14 protein-coding genes and 4 tRNA genes are annotated in these 17,507 nt (G+C 41.6%); all 18 read right to left on the bottom strand.

Annotation, left to right across the window (positions count from 1 at the left end; translation table 11 throughout):
- Positions 1 to 8 precede the first annotated feature (8 nt).
- Entirely contained in the window at positions 9 to 488 is a 480-nt protein-coding gene (gene rlmH, locus LC091_RS09085; protein WP_226681710.1) for a 23S rRNA (pseudouridine(1915)-N(3))-methyltransferase RlmH, read from the bottom strand.
- 82 nt (positions 489 to 570) lie between these two features.
- Positions 571 to 783: a CxxH/CxxC protein gene (locus LC091_RS09080; RefSeq protein WP_319003651.1), complete on the bottom strand. Its 213-nt coding sequence runs from the start codon at positions 781 to 783 to the stop codon at positions 571 to 573.
- A gap of 51 nt (positions 784 to 834) precedes the next feature.
- Positions 835 to 2,088: a S1C family serine protease gene (locus LC091_RS09075; protein WP_226681709.1), complete on the bottom strand. Its 1,254-nt coding sequence runs from the start codon at positions 2,086 to 2,088 to the stop codon at positions 835 to 837.
- 91 nt (positions 2,089 to 2,179) lie between these two features.
- Entirely contained in the window at positions 2,180 to 2,974 is a 795-nt protein-coding gene (locus LC091_RS09070) for an MBL fold metallo-hydrolase (RefSeq protein WP_226681708.1), read from the bottom strand.
- Between the two features lie 5 nt (positions 2,975 to 2,979).
- Positions 2,980 to 3,774 (bottom strand): two-component system regulatory protein YycI, encoded by a 795-nt coding sequence (locus LC091_RS09065; RefSeq protein ID WP_226681707.1) that lies wholly within the window; start codon positions 3,772 to 3,774, stop codon positions 2,980 to 2,982.
- Between the two features lies 1 nt (position 3,775).
- A complete protein-coding gene (locus LC091_RS09060) occupies positions 3,776 to 5,098 on the bottom strand; it encodes a YycH family regulatory protein (RefSeq protein ID WP_226681706.1) in 1,323 nt (440 codons plus the stop codon).
- Positions 5,095 to 6,930 carry a cell wall metabolism sensor histidine kinase WalK gene (gene walK / locus LC091_RS09055; RefSeq protein WP_226681705.1) on the bottom strand — a complete coding sequence of 612 codons (1,836 nt, stop codon included), beginning with the start codon at positions 6,928 to 6,930 and terminating at the stop codon, positions 5,095 to 5,097. Before walK ends, LC091_RS09060 begins: the two co-directional genes overlap by 4 nt.
- 5 nt (positions 6,931 to 6,935) lie before the next feature.
- Positions 6,936 to 7,637, bottom strand: a complete 702-nt coding sequence (gene yycF / locus LC091_RS09050; RefSeq protein WP_223491683.1) for a response regulator YycF — start codon at positions 7,635 to 7,637, stop codon at positions 6,936 to 6,938.
- A 243-nt stretch (positions 7,638 to 7,880) separates the two neighbouring features.
- Positions 7,881 to 9,377 carry a M23 family metallopeptidase gene (locus LC091_RS09045; RefSeq protein WP_226681704.1) on the bottom strand — a complete coding sequence of 499 codons (1,497 nt, stop codon included), beginning with the start codon at positions 9,375 to 9,377 and terminating at the stop codon, positions 7,881 to 7,883.
- Positions 9,378 to 9,971: 594 nt separating this feature from the next.
- Positions 9,972 to 10,044 (bottom strand) — tRNA-Phe (locus LC091_RS09040).
- A gap of 22 nt (positions 10,045 to 10,066) precedes the next feature.
- Positions 10,067 to 10,142: transfer RNA gene (locus tag LC091_RS09035), tRNA-Asp, on the bottom strand.
- 19 nt (positions 10,143 to 10,161) lie between these two features.
- A tRNA-Glu gene (locus LC091_RS09030) sits at positions 10,162 to 10,236 on the bottom strand.
- 17 nt (positions 10,237 to 10,253) lie between these two features.
- Positions 10,254 to 10,329, bottom strand: a tRNA-Lys gene (locus LC091_RS09025).
- Positions 10,330 to 10,766: 437 nt separating this feature from the next.
- Entirely contained in the window at positions 10,767 to 12,056 is a 1,290-nt protein-coding gene (locus tag LC091_RS09020; RefSeq protein WP_226681703.1) for an adenylosuccinate synthase, read from the bottom strand.
- 204 nt (positions 12,057 to 12,260) lie between these two features.
- Positions 12,261 to 13,628 carry a replicative DNA helicase gene (gene dnaB / locus LC091_RS09015; RefSeq protein WP_010197842.1) on the bottom strand — a complete coding sequence of 456 codons (1,368 nt, stop codon included), beginning with the start codon at positions 13,626 to 13,628 and terminating at the stop codon, positions 12,261 to 12,263.
- A gap of 229 nt (positions 13,629 to 13,857) precedes the next feature.
- Positions 13,858 to 14,307 (bottom strand): 50S ribosomal protein L9, encoded by a 450-nt coding sequence (rplI, locus tag LC091_RS09010; RefSeq protein WP_226681702.1) that lies wholly within the window; start codon positions 14,305 to 14,307, stop codon positions 13,858 to 13,860.
- Positions 14,304 to 16,274 carry a DHH family phosphoesterase gene (locus LC091_RS09005; protein ID WP_226681701.1) on the bottom strand — a complete coding sequence of 657 codons (1,971 nt, stop codon included), beginning with the start codon at positions 16,272 to 16,274 and terminating at the stop codon, positions 14,304 to 14,306. The genes rplI and LC091_RS09005 overlap by 4 nt, the downstream gene beginning before the upstream one ends.
- A gap of 33 nt (positions 16,275 to 16,307) precedes the next feature.
- Positions 16,308 to 17,255 (bottom strand): YybS family protein, encoded by a 948-nt coding sequence (locus LC091_RS09000; RefSeq protein ID WP_226681700.1) that lies wholly within the window; start codon positions 17,253 to 17,255, stop codon positions 16,308 to 16,310.
- Positions 17,256 to 17,507 lie beyond the last annotated feature (252 nt).

Raw genomic sequence — 17,507 nt, 5'->3', positions numbered from 1 at the left:
AAACTCATTTACTTATGGTACGGTTCACCCCGATTTATCCTAAATCCCCGATAAACCTGTTCCAACAATATCAACTTCATCAATTGATGCGGAAACGTCATCTTCGAAAAAGACAGGGTATCATTTGCTCTCTTCATCACGTCCCCGCTCAATCCAAGCGACCCGCCAATAACAAACGCCACTTTACTCTTCCCATATGTCGCAAGCTTGTCCATTTCTTTCGCCAATTCTTCAGAAGAACGCTGCTTTCCTTCAATCGCCAAGGCAATTACATGCGTGTCATCGGAAATCTTGCCGAGGATCCGTTCGCCTTCTTTATTTTTCACTTGTTCCATTTCGGCGTCGCTTAGTTGCTCTGGTGCTTTTTCGTCCGGAAGCTCCACAATTTCTATTTTTGCGTAGGCACTTAAACGTTTCAAGTACTCATTTATTCCTTGTTTCAAATACTTCTCTTTTAGTTTTCCAATTGTGATTATTGAGATATTCACATGTCATACCACCTTGCAAACAGTTTATCCACAAAAGTTATCCACATATCAACAATTTCTATCCACATTTAGTAGGCGAATATCAGTTCCCCACCATATATATTGCAGATTCTTTACAAAATTCACAGGTTGTTGATAACTTCTCTTCTTCCGGTAACATCTCTAATATCGGTGCTTCTTCGTGCTCATCTATGTACATTTCCATTGCTAATTCAATATGCTCCAAACAGCATTTCATTTTATCCACAATCCTTTCCATTCCTTCATTAACTTCACTAGGATACCATTTATCCACATGTGTGGAAACAAAAAGAGGAGAGATTTCTTTTATCCCTCCCCATTTCTGCTATTCGCCGGTGGTGTCTTCAGTCAAATCGACTGTCGCTGTTTTCTGTTCCTTGCCTCTATAAAATGTTACCTCCATCTTATCGCCGACTTGCTTTTCATTGTAGAGATGTTTACGCAACTCGATAACATCACGAACTTGTTCCCCGTCCAGCTCCACGATCACATCATATTCCTGCAAACCTGCGCTAGCAGCAGGTGAACCTGGTGCTACACCTGTGATATATACGCCTGCACTAACATCTTTCGGAAGCTTCAACGTCTGTTGCCAATGATAACTGGATACATCCGATAAAGAGCCGATGCTGACACCGAAATATGGACGTTTCACCTGACCATATTGCTCCAAATCTTTAATAATTGGAATTGCTGAGTTCACCGGAATGGCCAACCCGATTCCTTCTACTGCAGACTGGGCAATTTTCATCGAGTTGATGCCGATAACTTTTCCTTGAATATTAATTAGAGCTCCTCCGCTGTTCCCAGGGTTGATGGCCGCATCCGTCTGCATAACATCTGCATGCCAATCTGGTGTGCCGTCCCTGTTCACATCCACCGGAATGCTTCGGTCAGTTCCAGAGATGATTCCTTGTGTAACGGAGCCGGAAAATTGCAAACCTAGAGGGTTTCCGATGGCAATGACAGGCTCTCCTGTTCGGACGCTGTCAGAGTCGCCAAAGTCCGCAACCTTTGTAACCATTTCATCTTCCATGGACAACACAGCAAGGTCTGTGAGCGGATCTTCTCCAAGCACCTCTGCCGGCACCCTTGTCCCATCTATCAAGCTAAGTTCCACCTGGGTTGCACCTTCGATAACATGGTAGTTCGTTACTACATAAGCTTTACCATTTTCTTTTTTATAGATGACTCCAGAGCCTGTTCCTGCTTCGCCTTCCTCGTCTGTTTCAGCTTCCGTGTCGTTCCAGAAAGAGGCGTTTTGCAGGTTAATGACACCAACAACTGCTTCTGCAACATTATCTACCGCTTCAGTAACACCTGACGTTACGTTGACGGAGACATTGCGGATTTCCGCTGCCGTTCCGCCGGATTCAGGCTGTTCTGGCAGCTGCTCGCGTTGCTCTACGGCCTGACGCTCGCTTCCATCTGGCATCACGCGTCCAGTTAGCCCAGGGAACGCCACAACCAGTAGTAATACACCAAGCGAAAATGCTACAATTCCAGGGAGAAAATATTTCCCCCTGTTTCCTTTTTGTTTTGAGTGATCAAATGGATCTTGTTTGTCGTAATATCCCATGTTGTCCTTCCTTTCTTTTCACGTCACAACCAATACACACGCTGCATCGTGTAAAAAAGGCAAAAAGAAAGGCGCTATAAGCCTAAGATTTTTACACGAAAGCAAGCGCGGTTGGTTTGTTAGGGTCTGTGTCATACAGCTCTACTTGTTCTCCCACCATAACTCCTCTTGTGGCAAGTGTTTGCTGGACAGACATCCTCGCGAGATCTTTCATGTTATTATCTTTACTTAAATGCGCCAAATAAATACGCTTCGTTTTGTCACCCATGACATCTGCCATGGCAAGGGCTGCATCCTCATTGGATACGTGGCCGACATCACTTAAAATACGGCGTTTGATGCTCCATGGATAGTGTCCCATCTGCAACATCTGTACGTCGTGATTGCTTTCAAAGACATAGGCGTCGGCGTTGGAAATGATGCCTTTCATTCTGTCGCTGACGTATCCTGTGTCGGTGATGACCACGACTTTTTTATCGCCATCATGGAAGGAATAGAACATCGGCTCTGCTGCATCGTGAGAAACGCCAAATGACTGAACATCCAGTCCACCGAATGTTTTCACCTGTTCGATTTCAAAATTGAACTTTTGTTCGGTCGGGATGACTCCAACTAGGCCATCCATCGCCTTCCAGGTCTTTTCGTTGGCATAGATCGGAAGCTTGTACTTTCTCGCAAGCACACCAAGCCCCTTAATGTGATCGCTATGCTCATGTGTTACCAAAATTCCCGATAGGTCTTCTATTTTTTTGCCTATCCCGTCAAACAGTTCTTGCATTTTTTTGCCGCTCAAACCAGCATCTATTAGTAAAGAATGCTCCTCTGTTGCGACATAAATTGCATTTCCTGTGCTGCCGCTTGCAAGCACGCTAAAATGCAGGCTCATGTCACTCACTCCAATGTTGTTCGTTTATCTTTTTTTATCACAGATCCTTCAAAGGCGTTAACGTAAAAATCCTCTTCTTCATTGACGACTATATGCCAAGTCGGGATTAGCACATGGGAATTTGTATAGTCTACAAGTGTGTAATATCCAAGCTGGACGTTTCCAACTTCGCTCCCCGGCTTTAAATCCCCTGTGTTATACAGATTATATAGAGCATCTAGAACTGAAATGACGTCCTGTTCTACATCCATCTTTTCCGTATCCACAATATAGGTTTGTTCATAAGATATTAACTCGTTCAACTCGTTGAGATACGCTACCACCATCGCACTGTCATTGCTATAAATATTTTTTCCATCATATTGTTGAAAGAAAACAAGGCTCCTGTTTTGTGGATTGAATCCCCAGAATTCATATTTCTCCCCAAATAATAATTCTTCTTTAAAGATGGTTTCTAATCTAGTGATCATATTCATTTCAGGTAAAGGAATTGGCTCTTCCCATGTTGCAATAAGGTTGATATCTTCTGCAATTTCTACCCTCTGCCCTTTTTCCGTTAACTTCTTTGTATCCTCTTCTGTAAATACATAGCTGTTTCCACTTATATAACTTGCTTTGTCCGGTGCCTTTGGCAGTTGGCCATACGATATTTCATCTACTTTGAACTGCTCTTCCATCGAAGCTTCTGCCAAGATTTCCAGCTGATTGTTCTTCCTTTTTTCAAGGATTTGAAAAACAAGGAATACATTTAGGATCAGAAAGGTAATGATGAAAATGGTTTTGGTTCTCCTCCAATCCATTCTACATCCCTCCTTCTAAATCATCGCTACCGGTGAAATTTAATTTGTTCCATGCATTGTTTTCCTTGTACACCCAGATTGGATCAATGATGTATACATCCGATTCTCTCTTCAATTCATATCCTACTCGTATGTCCTGAATATTTCGAAGGTCACTGAAGTTGGCGAGTTCCTGCTGAACTTCTCTTCCTGATGGAATGCTTGTCCCGATTGATTTCCAAGACAAAAATTCAAAAACAGGCCTCACGTATTCATAAATCTCGTTATTCTTCCATGACTGGGAGATATCCGCCACACCTTTTTCAGCAAAATAAAAGATTGGGTAATCTCCAATGAACATCCTGTAGACAACATTGTGCTCATTTGTGCTGCTCGTCCAATTATCAAGTTTAAATCGCTCCGGTTGTCCTGTCCAACCGCTATGTTCATTCACGAACTCAATTCCCCGTTCAATCACATTAAAGTCCATGGAGTTACCAGGTCCTGTATTCCCTGGATTAACATAGTGTAAATTGTTATAGGGACGGGATACACTCATCAGACTGGAATCATCCCGGAATACTATCCCATCTGTAACTTGATCTCGAGTCACGATACTAGGGTTGCTGAATAAGGCATTCTTAAATTCTTCCGGATTCAACTGCTTAGCATAATAGTACCCAGTGCGAACTTTTGGCGCCTGTTCTGGAAAGAACACATACCTATTTTCATCAACTTCTTCATAAATAAATGTTGGTAAGATTTTTGCCGTTTGATAAAACGTTCGAGATAAATCATTGGTAGAAAGATTACGAACCTTTGCTTGGTATACTTTCTTTTCTTCATATTGAACCAAATAAATGATTGGCTCACTTCCAAACGTTTCTCTGGAAAAATCAATCAGTATTCGATTGAAGGAAATATTAGGGATTTCCCCACTATCGCTAAAACCTGTTATATATCTAAAGGTCTGTAAAGGGATGTTAGTCGGAAAAACAACCTCCATTTTTCCGCTACCATGCATAAAAGAATAGAAATCTTCCTCTAAGTAATTAGATATTTTAATATCAAAAAGGCTCCATCTTTCCAACTCTTCCATAAATAAATTAAGATCTTCGAGTTCCTCTGTTCCATGATGGACACCATCAAAATGGTATAACAGTTTGCTAGGTTGAATGAGCTGGCCAATTTCTTGCTTTTCATTAATCTCCACTTCACTAATGGTGCTATCGCCTTCATCTATATAATCAAAATCCGGCTGATAGGTCCATAAATTCCAGGTAAGAATCAAGCTTGTCAGGACAAGAATGGTTAATACAAGCGATTTAATATTTTCATATTTCATTCCCAGTCACCTTCTTGCTCTTCCTCGGAAATTGGAAGTGTAAAGTAAATAGTTGTGCCTTTCCCTTCCACACTGGAAGCCCAAATGTCTCCATCATGTGCTTGAATCATTTCTTTTGCTATAGCAAGACCCAGACCGGTCCCTCCAAGCATTCTTGTTCTTGCTTTATCCACTCGGTAAAACCGTTCAAATATTTTATTAATATCCGATTTTGGTATTCCTACCCCTTGGTCACTGATACTTACCAAAATTTGATTAGCAGCTTCTTCAATATCCACAGTAAACGTGACTGTGCCACCTTCAGGAGAATACTTCAACGCATTGGAGATAATGTTATCTAACACCTGCGTTATTTTATCTGTGTCAATGGAGACAAAGATCTCTTGATCCGGCATACTTCTGACAAAGTCCACTTTTTGAGATTTTGACATTTCAAAACGGTCAATGATTTTACTGAAAAACTCAACAAAATCGACGCCATTTTTATAAAAGTTATAATCTCTTGAATCCATTTTGGATAGCTGCAACAGATCATTTACTAAACGAATCATTCGCTCCGTTTCGGTTTGTGTAACATCTAAAAACCTTGGAGCAATCTCGTCATCCTGCCATGCACCGTCTGCCAATGCTTCTAAATAGCTTCTCATCGTGGTTAATGGCGTTCTGAGCTCATGCGACACATTTGCAACAAACTCTCTGCGTTCAAGATCTATTTTCTCTTGCTCGGTAATATCGTGTAAAACAGTAATTAGACCATTGATGAATCCCGTTTCCTTTTGAATGATCGAGTTACTTGCACGCAAGATGTATGGCTCTTTTTCGGTACTAAAGTCCAAAATTAGGGACTCTTGTTCCGATACAAGTTGATCAAAGGAATGTGTTTCTTCAATCCCAAGCACTTCTACAACAGGTTTATTCAGTACTGTTTCACGTGAAACGTTCAACATTCCAAGGGCAGGCTCATTGATTAGAATTATCCTGCCTTTTCTATCTGTCGCAAGAACACCATCCGTCATATGGGATAAGACAGAGCTCAATTTCCTTCTCTCGCCTTCCGTAGTCGCCTGTGCTTCTTGAAGCTTTTTCGTAAGGTTATTAAAGGATAGGGCCAACTGACCTATTTCATCATTTCCATAAATATTTACTTTCCTCGAAAAGTTACCTCTTGCCATTTCAAGCGCTTGTTTTCTCATATCTGACATCGGCCTTGTAATGGTTTGGGCAAGCAACACACCAAGCACCGCTGTGACCGCAAGTGATATGGTGGTCCCAGTTGCAAAGATGCTGTTGATCTGACGCATTTGGGCATAGACCTTTTCCATGGATGCTTCCAAGTAAATAGCGCCAATGATATCTTGATTGTTCGATTTAACAGGTGCTGCAATTAGCCTGAGACGATTCTGGGTTTGCTTTTCGATGACGGTCTTCCTCGACATCTGTCCTACTACCAACGCTCGTTTAACCAGCAATTCTGTCGTCCTTTTCCCTACACTTGACTGTTTGTAAGGATTGGACGTTCCAAGGACCTTGCTTTGGTTATTGGTTATGCGAATTTCTTCTATATCTTCCATCGTGACATCCTGTAACACCGTCCGGATATCTTCTTCAATGGTTGGTGTAGTATCATCACGTTGTTTTTTTATTTCCTGCTCAATGCTATAAGCGAGTAAATGAATTCTTTCTTCTAATGATTCGTTAAAATTGTTCGTCAGCTGAGTTTCGAGCTTACTGACAAAATAGACTCCGATTATTTGAATCGCAATAAGGATAAGCAATACATAAATCAACACAAATTTAAGATGAATGGACCGAAAAAAACCTACCTTTTTCATGTAAATTATTCCTGCTCAGTTTGTCGCAGGTAATAGCCAACTCCTCTTCTTGTTACAATCCATGTCGGATGACTTGGGTTGTCTTCAATTTTCTCACGAAGGCGACGAACCGTAACATCAACTGTTCGTACATCCCCATAATAATCATAACCCCATACCGTCTGCAGGAGGTGCTCACGTGTCATTACCTGACCGATATGCTTGGCAAGATAATGCAACAATTCGAATTCACGGTGAGTAAGTTCGATCATATCTCCTCTTTTGGTTACCATGTATGCATCTGGGTGGATAACAAGCGAACCTATCGTAATCTCAGAAGGCTCTTCCGTATCTGCCGCTTTCTGTTGATGACGTCGCAAATTGGCTTTTACCCTCGCAATCAGTTCACGCGTGCTGAAAGGCTTTGTTACATAGTCATCTGCACCTAGTTCTAAACCAAGCACTTTATCTATCTCCGAATCCTTGGCAGTCAGCATGATGATTGGCATTTCATACTTCTTACGTACTTCCCTGCACACTTCCATACCGTCTCGCTGAGGCAACATAATATCTAAAAGGATGAGATCAGGGCGCACCTCCTCCACCTTATTGACCGCCTCTTCGCCGTCATAGGCGCAATACACTTCGTACCCTTCTTTTTGAAGGTTAAATTTCAATATATCTGCAATCGGTTTTTCATCGTCTACTACAAGTATTTTCTTTTCCATATGGTTTCGCTCCTTCTCAGCATCTATCTACTCTTATCCGTTAGTATGGCTCTTTTCCAAAGATTGTTGCCATCTTGCTAGAAAAAAACGGCGTTTAACCGTAATTATAATCAAGACACTCTACTACTTACTTTACCATGTAGAGCGGGGGAGCGCATCTATTAAGAGAAAGCTCCTAAAAGTGTTTCGAAACATAAAAACCTCTAGCTCACTTTTCATTTGCTAGAGGTTTCATGTATGTGTTTAGTTATTTAAATACTGCATTGGATCTTTTAACTTGCCATCTTGATACACTTCAAAATGTAAATGAACGCCTGTTGATTGTCCTGTTGTTCCCATGACACCAATCTTGCTGCCGCGAGAAACAGTTTGTCCTACGGAAACGCTAATAGAATCAAGATGGGCATATGTTGTCTTCATCCCGTTTTGGTGATTGATGACAACTTTGTTTCCATAACCGCCGTCCCAACCAGCAGATTCAACAACTCCATTGTCCGCTGCCTTAATTGTACGGTCGCTTGGACGAGCGATGTCGATTCCTTTATGCATCTTACCCCAACGGTGACCCATTTTGCTGGAAATATAACCGCCAACTGCTGGCCACGCAAGAGATCCGCTACCACGAGAAGGAATCACTTTCGTTCCTTTAACAACAATATGATTAACAGGTTCTTTCAACGTTTCTTCATGAGTTACTTCTGTCTTGATGGTCATACCATTTTCTTTCGTAGTGATGGTGCGAACGTTTTTCTCTCCATACTCACCCTGTTGCTTTACTTTTGTTTCTCCCTTAGGAAGCTCTTTATCTTCCACAACTTCCTGTTCATAAGGAACTTCTTCATTTTTAGAAACTTCTTGTTTTACAACAATATTCAAGTAAGGTTTTTTCGCTGAAACATTTAACACTTTACCAACCTTCAGTAGAGTGTCCATCGCGATGTCAGGATTCATTTCCAAAAGTTCTTCTGAAGATAGGTCATGTTTCTCAGCGATATCTCCTAGGGAGTCTCCCGCTTGTACTTCATACTTATCTGCTTGCTTTTTGCCTTTTTTAATTAATTCCACTGCTTCTTTTACAGAAAGAACATTTTTAGGGTCTACATCTTTATCACTATACGAAACTTTTTCCGCAACAGATACGTCTAAAACTCGAGACTCATTTACTTTCAGCTCAGGAAGTTTAGCCTCTTGGTTCTTTTGTCTTTCTTCAAAAGCTTTTAGGTCTTCTTCAGAAACAAAGTCTAACTTTAAAATCTCCATAACCTTTTCCGCTTCTTCTTTGTTTTTCAGGAGTACTACTTCTTCTCCTTCGATTGATAATGCAGAAGCGCTGGCCTTCACTTCAACCTGCTTAATTACCGTGTCAATCGTCTCTTTGTTCTTTGCAGAAGGTCGGAAAACTTTCTCAGGCACAACTGATACTTGCTCTCCTACTGTAAGTTCTAATTCTTTATGATCTTTCTGAACAGATTCCACTTTAGCCTCTAACGCTTTGTCTAACTGTTCCTTGTTATCGACTGCACCAACACGCTCACCATTCAAATACACGTGGTATACCGTACCAAGCAGTGAATTCTCACTAGCATGAACAGCAACTGCGCCAAGTGTAATAGTAGAAGCAGCAATAGTCGTCACCATTACTCTTTTTGTAAAAGTAGAAAGGCGATTTTTTGGAGATTTATGTTTACTATTTTGTTTTTCGGTGTATGTACTATATATACGCTTTAATCGGTTCATCATGGTCTTTCTTTCCCCCTGATTTCTTCCCGTTCTTTAAACAGTTTTATTTAGGTAAACTAGCTTCCTCGACTTAGGACTAATGATACCCATTTAAATTTTTCGACTCTTTTACCATACCATAGGTTTACAAACAAATAGAATACTAGAACAAAAGATGTAATAAAACTGTATTATTGTTGTCATATTTAGGCGATTTATAGGGATTTTTCCTTAATTAGGTATAAAACATGGGTAATTTTACATAGTTTTGACGTATTGGTTGGAAGTAGAGGGGAAATTACCCTGTTTTGTTACAGAGGGGTAACAGGGTGCGGTTGGGTTTTGGTGGTAGAGGCGTTTTGATGGGGTTTTTTGTTGTTTTTGTTAATCAATCGGTGGAGGTTCAGTACCGCTCCGAGCTTAATAGTGCTGCTAATTTGATCATTCTACCTATTTGAGCTGGGCTTCGGGCGTATAGAACGCTTCTATTTGACCGAGCGGACTGGTTGAGCTGGGCTTCGGGCTTATAGAAACTTTATAAAGTAAAAACCCAGCAAAAACTTTATATACAAAAAAACAGCACGTTCATCAATGAATGAACGTGCTGCTTTGAGATGGCTCGGGACGGAATCGAACCGCCGACACATGGATTTTCAGTCCATTGCTCTACCAACTGAGCTACCGAGCCTAACAAAACTTGAATATGTAAATGGCGGTCCCGACCGGGATCGAACCGGCGATCTCCTGCGTGACAGGCAGGCATGTTAACCGCTACACCACGGGACCTAAGTTAAAAGAAAAAAAATGGTGACCCATACGGGATTCGAACCCGTGTTACCGCCGTGAAAGGGCGGTGTCTTAACCGCTTGACCAATGGGCCTTACTTTTGAAAGAAAATGGTGTGCCATGAAGGACTCGAACCTTCGACCCTCTGATTAAAAGTCAGATGCTCTACCGACTGAGCTAATGGCACCTAAGTACAACTTCGCCTTATGTAACTTTGAATCTCTTTTGACGACGTTTTTAATAATATCATACTATCAATAAATATTGCAATAACTTTTTTTGAAAAAATATTAACTTCTCTAAAACTTACTAAAACCCAATCGGTAAAAAAACAGAAAGGGGACTTACTGAGTGTAATGAAGACACTTTGAAGCAGAAAATCACCTTGAAAGTGTCTTCATCTGAGTTATGATGACACTTTGGTGGGAATTTTTTTATCATAAGTGTCTTCATGCACTCACTGAAGACACTTTGCCACTAATTTCCCAAATAAAAGTGTCTTCATTAAGCAATCTCCATGGAGCAAAGAAGTCATTAGGCTCAACATCACCTACAACCACCTCACCATAATAAAGCCCCTTCATCCTAAACCAAGGAGAAGAGGCTAACCTAACACTTTAAATATTACTTCGCATACACACTGCGTACCACATTCGTCTGAGAGCGATCTGGCCCAACAGAGAAGATGGACAATGGAATGCCTGTTAACTGAGATACGCGCTCAATGTAGTGACGAGCGTTCTCTGGAAGTTCACTTAAGCTTCTTACGCCTGTAATGTCTTCTTTCCAGCCGGGCATTTCTTCGTATACTGGTTCACATTCAGCAAGTACTTTCAAACTCGCTGGGAATGCTTCCATCACTTCGCCTTTGTATTTGTAAGCTACGCAAATTTTCAGCGTTTCAATACCAGTTAAAACGTCGATGGAGTTCAAGGAAAGGTCTGTCATTCCACTTACGCGGCGAGCGTGACGTACAACTACACTGTCAAACCAACCTACACGGCGAGGGCGTCCAGTTGTTGTACCATACTCTCTTCCCACTTCACGGATTTGATGACCAATTTCGTTGTCTAATTCTGTAGGGAAAGGACCGTCCCCAACACGAGTAGTGTAAGCTTTTGCAACTCCTACCACATGGTCAATTTTTGAAGGACCAACGCCAGAACCGATTGTAACTCCACCCGCAACAGGATTGGAAGATGTTACGAATGGGTATGTTCCTTGGTCGATATCAAGCATAACCCCTTGTGCGCCTTCAAAAAGAACGCGACGGCCATCATCAAGCGCATCGTTTAACACAACAGAAGTATCCGTTACGTACTTTGCAAATTGCTGCCCGTACTCGTAGTACTCATCAAGGATATCTTCTAGCTTGAAGCCTTCCGTTTCATACATTCTTTCTAATAAACGGTTTTTCTCCGCTAAGTTGTGTGCAAGCTTTGCTTCAAAAAGTTCGCGGTCAAGCAAGTCAGCAATACGAATACCAACACGAGCAGCTTTATCCATGTAAGCTGGTCCGATTCCTTTTTTCGTTGTACCGATCTTGTTTGCGCCTTTGCGCTCTTCTTCCACTTCGTCAAGCTTCAAGTGGTAAGGAAGAATCACGTGTGCACGGTCTGAAATGCGCAGATTGTCTGTGCTAACTCCGCGGTCATGTAGATATTTTAATTCTTGGATTAATGCTTTAGGATCTACAACCATTCCGTTCCCGATAACACAAGTCTTGTCATTATAGAAAATTCCAGAAGGTATTAAGTGTAATTTATAAGTTTCACCGTTAAATTTAATTGTGTGTCCTGCATTGTTACCGCCTTGGTAACGTGCAATAAGCTCTGCATTCTCAGAAAGAAAATCGGTAATTTTTCCTTTTCCTTCGTCTCCCCATTGTGTTCCTACTACGACTACTGATGCCATAGAGCGTACACCTCCACTAAATATGTAACTTTTTTCAAATCATTTTTCAACAAAAGTAAGTTTATCAGCTGCTCACTAGAAAGTCAACCAAAACACGAACGTTGCATAAATTTAATATTATATTTGTTCGTAAATAAGGCGGATTGCTTAAATATATGGCCCATAAAGTTTAAAAAGGCACCTACATGACGTAGATGCCTTTTATTATGCCCCTGGAGGGACAGATTCATCATCAAATCGCCGCTCCAAGTTAACAAATTTATTATATTCTTTTACGAAAGCCAAAGAAACTGTTCCAACAGGACCATTACGCTGTTTTGCCAGGATGATTTCGATGATGTTCTTGTTTTCACTTTCTTTATCGTAATAGTCATCACGATATAAGAAACCTACGATATCGGCATCCTGCTCGATACTTCCGGATTCACGTATATCCGACATCATCGGACGCTTGTCTTGACGTTGCTCTACGCCACGGGACAGCTGAGAAAGTGCGATAACAGGGACTTCCAATTCCCTTGCCAATGCTTTTAGGGAACGGGAAATCTCGGAAACTTCCTGCTGACGGTTCTCTCCGCCGCCGCGACCACTACCTTGAATCAATTGCAGGTAGTCAATAAGAATCATTCCAAGGCCGCTCTCTTGTCTTAGACGTCGGCATTTGGAACGGATTTCGCTGACACGGATACCTGGCGTATCATCGATATAGATACCCGCATTGGACAAGCTTCCCATTGCCATCGTCAGCTTGCTCCAATCCTCTGCGGTCAATTGGCCTGTCCTAAGATTTTGTGCATTGATGTTTCCTTCTGCACAAAGCATCCTCATTACAAGCTGCTCTGCTCCCATCTCCAGACTGAAGATGGCGACATTCTCACGAGCCTTTGTTGCAACGTTTTGTGCGATATTTAAAGCGAATGCCGTTTTACCAACAGAAGGACGTGCAGCGATAATAATTAAATCGTTTCGCTGGAATCCTGCCGTCATTTTGTCCAATTCGGTAAAGCCTGTCTCAATCCCCGTCACTTCCCCTTTACGGTTGTGCAGAGTTTCGATGTTATCATAGGTTTTAACCAGCACGTCTTTGATGTTTTGGAACACACCGGAATTTTTACGTTGTGAAACTTCAAGAATTTGCTTTTCCGCTTCGTTCAATAATCCTGCTACTTCATCTTCCCTGCTGTAACCTTCTTGGGCGATGTTAGTTGCGGTACGAATCAGGCGGCGAAGAATGGACTTCTCTTCTACAATCTTTGCATAGTACTCTATATTTGCTGCAGTTGGCACCGACCCTGCTATATCACTCAGGTAAGATACCCCTCCAACTTCTTCTAAAAGCTTCAAGTTTGCAAGCTCGGATGTGACTGTAACCAGATCGACCGGTTCGCCCCGGTCGGAAAGATTCAGCATGCAGTCATATATCTTTTGATGGGCAGCGCGGTAAAAATCATCTGGCATGACAAGCTCAGACGCCAATGTCAATGCGGACGGTTCTAAGAAAATAGCCCCGATGACCGCCTGTTCCGCTTCTATATTTTGCGGTGGTATTCTATCTTCAAAAATATCACTCATCCCTGTTCCTCCTCCCAGAAAGCGATTCCTCAAAAATGAATTTTCTTAAAAATTGATTGCTCTTACGTATTTTTGTAATAACCGTATTAATTGTTGCTGTCGTGCTCTTTTCTAGTTAATCGATATAAAGGCCGGGCTAATATCTAGAGTAGAAAGACGGTAAAAAGTCCAAATGCCGACTAGAAAAGAGCTCTCATAAAGAAAACTCGGCAATTGCCGAGCATTTTTCTTACTTTTGTTCTGTTACATGAACCTTCAAGGTGGCTGTAACATCTGTATGCAACTTTACAGGTACATTTGTATAACCTAAAGCGCGGATGGCATCATTTAGCTCCATTTTACGCTTATCAATCTTTATTTTATGCTTCTTTTGAAGCTCTTCTGCTATTTGTTTCGTTGTGATGCTGCCAAATAAACGGCCGCCTTCACCTGCTTTAGTTTGGAACTCAAGCGTAAGCTTTTCCAACGTCTCTTTTAACTTCTTCGCGTTTTCTACCTCTTGTTCCGCTTCTTTAGCTTCTTTGTTCTTTTGAGCTTCCAATGATTTAAGGTTACCATTTGAAGCTTCCATCGCCAACCCTTGTTTTAGTAGAAAATTATGGGCATAACCATCTGCCACGTTTTTCACTTCGCCTTTTTTGCCTTTACCTTTTACATCTTTTAAAAATATTACCCTCATTCCTTGGAACCTCCTTCTAAGTACTCAGTTATTGCTTGTTTCAATTGTTCTTCTGCTTCATCAATGGTCGTATTCATCTGTGTGGCTGCATTTGTTAGGTGTCCGCCGCCGCCAAGTTTCTCCATGACAACCTGTACGTTGACATCCCCGAGCGATCTTGCACTGATGCTCACCTGCTCGCCGTTTCGGTGCGCAATGACAAAAGAAGTATTGATGTCGCTCATCGCAAGCAGCGTGTCTGCAGCCTGTGCAATCATCACCTGATCAAAGGATTCTTCCGGGACTCCTTTGGCAATAACGATGCCTTCTTGAAACAGATAAGCACTCTCTATCAATTTGGCGCGTTTCACAAAGCGGTCTAAGTTTTCTTTTAATAGCTTTTGCACAAGAATGGTATCAGCCCCTTGTGAACGCAGATAGGATGCTGCATCAAATGTACGGGACCCAGTACGGACCGTGAAGCTTTTCGTATCTACTATTATACCAGCTAACAGGGCGGTCGCTTCAAGCATTGTGATTTTGATTCGTTTTGGCTGGTATTGCAGGAGCTCTGTGACAAGCTCTGCAGTTGAGGAAGCATAAGGTTCCATATAAACAAGCAACGGATCCTCAATAAAGTCCTCTCCACGTCTGTGATGATCGATCACGACCACATTATCGATTTTATTTAACAGCTTTTCCTCAATCACTAGGGAAGGCTTATGTGTATCGACCACAACCAGCAACGTATCGCCTGTCGCTATCTCAAAGGCATCTTCCGGTGAGATGAATTTTTCCCACAGCTCATTATGGCCTTTTAATTCTTCCAACAGGCGGTGAATGCCTGCATCTATTTCCTGATTATTTAAAACTATATATGCATCTTTATGGTTGAGTTCCGCTACTTTTGCAATCCCGATGGCCGCTCCAAGTGCGTCCATGTCCGGGTATCGATGCCCCATGATGATCACTTTGTCACTTTCGTGAATCAGTTCCTTCAATGCGTGAGAGATAACGCGTGCACGTACACGTGTCCGTTTCTCCATCGGATTAGTTTTTCCTCCATAGAAGCGTACCTTTCCATTCGTTTGCTTGATGGCTACCTGGTCGCCTCCACGACCCAATGCAAGGTCCAGGCTTGATTGGGCAAGGTGACCTAGCTCAGGAAGAGAAGGAACTCCTGTACCAATACCAACACTTAATGTAAGGGGCATGCTCTGTTTGGATGTCTGTTCACGAACTTCATCCAGTATGGAAAACTTGTTCTTTTCCAATTGTACAAGGATATGTTCATTTAACACGACAATAAAACGTTCCATCGATGTTCTTTTCAAGAATACGCCGTTTTCTGTGGACCATTTATTAATAATGGAGGTCACCTGGCTGTTAATGGCGCTTTTCGTTTGATCATCCATCCCCTGTGTCACTTCATCATAATTGTCTAAGAAAATAATGCCGAGAACCGTGCGCTCGTCTTCATATAACTTCTCAATATGCGTCTGTTCGGTAATGTCAAAAAAGTAGATAAGGCGCTCTGCTTTCTTAATGACCACTTTATATTTCCTATCGTGCAGGGGAATCGTTTCTGTTTCAATATCCTGTTTCAATAGTGGAATCAAGTTTTCTCCTACGTCATATAACGACCTGCCCACCAGTGTTTCTTCATGAAAACAGGAAGCGAGAAAAGGATTCGTCCATTCGATTTGATAATCATCATTATATAGCATAATACCGATTGGCATTTCCATTAACGCTTCTTCTCCGACCTTTTTTAACCGGTAGGAAAGCGTGGAAATGTACGTTTCCATTTCTTTTTTAGCCTTTTGTTCCACTTTGATGTAAAGATATACAACCAAGCCTAGGAGCAGAAAGCTGACAATCCCTATTTGCCATTGGAAAAACACAATTATCCCAAGTTGAATCAGTGCGATGACAAACAATAAATAAACGGGATAACGCAGATTCAGTTTTTCAAAATAATTAGGCATGTATGTTCAGCTCCTAATTAATAGTTTAGCTCATTATTTTCCTTGATTCTTTCCCTGTATTCTCTCTCTAAGTTGAAAACCGATATCTATTATTCCTATCATTCTTATTATATAGACCAAAGGAGTGATTAGGAAGGATAAAATGACAAGCGTAATCGGAATGGCTTTGGAGATCTTTTTTATATGACAGAAATAGAAGATAAATGAGAATCCTTGGACCGTCATTAATAGCATTAATATGAAGGAAAGGTTAAGGACTACCATAAATAAAGTTGTCCCTTCTTCTGGTGCCATAAGCGATAAGATAAGGACAATTAAGTAATACCACAACAAGCTCTTTGGTAGCACCAACTCCCTGAATGGAGGGAAAGGACTGATCTTCATTTTTAACCTTTTTATGATAAAGAAAGTGATGAGCTGCGAGAAGTAGGCATGTACAAAAGAGGTTAATACCAACATGGTCGGTAGTAGATAACTTGTATAGCCTAGCGACTCTTCTAATATCGCCACCGCTTCTTTTGCATTTTCTTGACCAAGCGAGGTAGCTATTGCTTCTGATGCCTGTATGGACTCCCTGATCATCTCTTGCATTACTTCTATAAAATCAATATCAAATAGGACAATTGCCACCACATACGCCAATATATAGTTAAGTAAAAATACTCCTGTAGCAGCGCCTAAAATGGCGTAACGGCTAGTATTCTTCTGGACAAGATGTCCGATGACCACTCCGGCGGTACTAGCTGGTATGCTTAGGGCAAGGGCTACCGGTGATCCAATCAGAACACTAAGCACTCCGGCAACTACCACTAGCCAAATTCCTGATTTCCACCCGTTTCTTGCTGTATAGACGACAAATGGGACAACAAGGGCGAGAAAGGTGATGAGCCCTATAAAAGGAATGAAGAGTGTCATGAGAAGAAGCAGGACATAGATACCGAGCAATGCCGCACCTTCTGTAATATGTTTTGTTTCCTTCATAAGTATAAACCTCCAAGAACGCTTAGTTACACAATATGTATAGTTTATCCTTAAGATTCTATTACAATCAAATGTTATGTCGTATGTTAAACTCCCTGTTGCCTTTCGCTCCAGGTGTTCGCTTTCCGCGGGACGGTGCTTGAGCCTCCTGATATGAACGAAACTGTCAAGGCCCCCACTCTTCTAGGTGTTTTTGTTTTGTTTTTGTGCAACTCTAAGAAGAGAAGCCGATTCTACTTCTTTTTCTTTTAA

Origin of the sequence: Sutcliffiella horikoshii, assembly GCF_020524325.1 — a bacterium.
Classification (GTDB): Bacteria; Bacillota; Bacilli; order Bacillales; family Bacillaceae_I; genus Sutcliffiella_A; species Sutcliffiella_A horikoshii_D.
Note: the sequence above shows the minus strand (reverse complement) of the source record. Positions and strands in the feature narration are given on the sequence as shown.

What these genes read in the sequence shown, in the direction of transcription:
- LC091_RS09075 (WP_226681709.1), bottom strand. Translation starts at nt 2,088, where the DNA reads ATGGGATATTACGACAAACAAGATCCATTTGATCACTCAAAACAAAAA.
- LC091_RS09070 (WP_226681708.1), bottom strand. Translation starts at nt 2,974, where the DNA reads ATGAGCCTGCATTTTAGCGTGCTTGCAAGCGGCAGCACAGGAAATGCA.
- LC091_RS09065 (WP_226681707.1), bottom strand. Translation starts at nt 3,774, where the DNA reads ATGGATTGGAGGAGAACCAAAACCATTTTCATCATTACCTTTCTGATC.
- LC091_RS09060 (WP_226681706.1), bottom strand. Translation starts at nt 5,098, where the DNA reads ATGAAATATGAAAATATTAAATCGCTTGTATTAACCATTCTTGTCCTG.
- walK (WP_226681705.1), bottom strand. Translation starts at nt 6,930, where the DNA reads ATGAAAAAGGTAGGTTTTTTTCGGTCCATTCATCTTAAATTTGTGTTG.
- yycF (WP_223491683.1), bottom strand. Translation starts at nt 7,637, where the DNA reads ATGGAAAAGAAAATACTTGTAGTAGACGATGAAAAACCGATTGCAGAT.
- LC091_RS09045 (WP_226681704.1), bottom strand. Translation starts at nt 9,377, where the DNA reads ATGATGAACCGATTAAAGCGTATATATAGTACATACACCGAAAAACAA.
- LC091_RS09020 (WP_226681703.1), bottom strand. Translation starts at nt 12,056, where the DNA reads ATGGCATCAGTAGTCGTAGTAGGAACACAATGGGGAGACGAAGGAAAA.
- dnaB (WP_010197842.1), bottom strand. Translation starts at nt 13,628, where the DNA reads ATGAGTGATATTTTTGAAGATAGAATACCACCGCAAAATATAGAAGCG.
- rplI (WP_226681702.1), bottom strand. Translation starts at nt 14,307, where the DNA reads ATGAGGGTAATATTTTTAAAAGATGTAAAAGGTAAAGGCAAAAAAGGC.
- LC091_RS09005 (WP_226681701.1), bottom strand. Translation starts at nt 16,274, where the DNA reads ATGCCTAATTATTTTGAAAAACTGAATCTGCGTTATCCCGTTTATTTA.
- LC091_RS09000 (WP_226681700.1), bottom strand. Translation starts at nt 17,255, where the DNA reads ATGAAGGAAACAAAACATATTACAGAAGGTGCGGCATTGCTCGGTATC.